1 protein-coding gene is annotated in these 809 nt (G+C 64.2%); it reads left to right on the top strand.

Annotated features, from left to right (window positions below; genetic code table 11):
* The coding region (locus tag EOD07_RS36150; protein ID WP_206519670.1) for a trimethylamine methyltransferase family protein at window positions 1-809 on the top strand (809 nt) is incomplete at both ends.

Here is an 809-nt window from a genome sequence, read left to right as displayed (position 1 = left end):
TTGAAGACCCCGCTGACGCCACCCAAGCTGGTGTCCGACGACGAGTTGGAATCGATCCACCTCGCCTCGCTGCGCGTGCTGAAGGAGATCGGCGTCGACGTCCTGCACGAGGAAGCCCGCCGCATCATGAAGGCACATGGCGCGGACGTGCGCGAAGGCTCGGAGCGCGTACGCTTCGACAGCGACATGATCCTCGAGCTTGTCTCGCACTGCCCGTCGGAATTCACACTGCACGCCCGCAACCCGGCGCATAATCTGCGCTTCGGCGGCAACAACCTCATCCTGTCGATGATGGCTTCGGCGCCCAACTGCTCCGACCTCGACCGTGGACGCCGGCCGGGCAACCAGGCGGACTACCGCAATTTCCTGCGCCTGGCGCAGATGCACAACATCCTGCAGTGCACCGGCGGCTATCCGGTCGAGCCGATCGACATCCATCCCTCCGTTCGGCATCTCGAATGCATCCGCGACCTCGCCATGCTGACCGACAAGGTCTTCCACATCTATTCGCTCGGCAAGGAGCGCAACGTCGACGGCATCGAGATCACCCGCATCGCCCGTGGCATCAGCCGCGAGCAGCTGATGGCCGAACCGTCGGTCTTCACCATCATCAACACCAATTCGCCGCTCAAGCTCGACGTGCCGATGATGGAAGGCATCATCCAGATGGCGAGCATGGGCCAGGCCGTGATCGTTACGCCGTTCACGCTGTCGGGCGCCATGGCGCCCGTCACCGTCGCCGGCGCGCTGGTGCAGCAGAACGCCGAGGCGCTCTCCGGCATCGCCTTTGCGCAGATGGTGAAGAAGGG

The sequence above is a fragment of the Mesorhizobium sp. M2C.T.Ca.TU.002.02.1.1 genome, from assembly GCF_003997225.1.
Note: the sequence above shows the minus strand (reverse complement) of the source record. Positions and strands in the feature narration are given on the sequence as shown.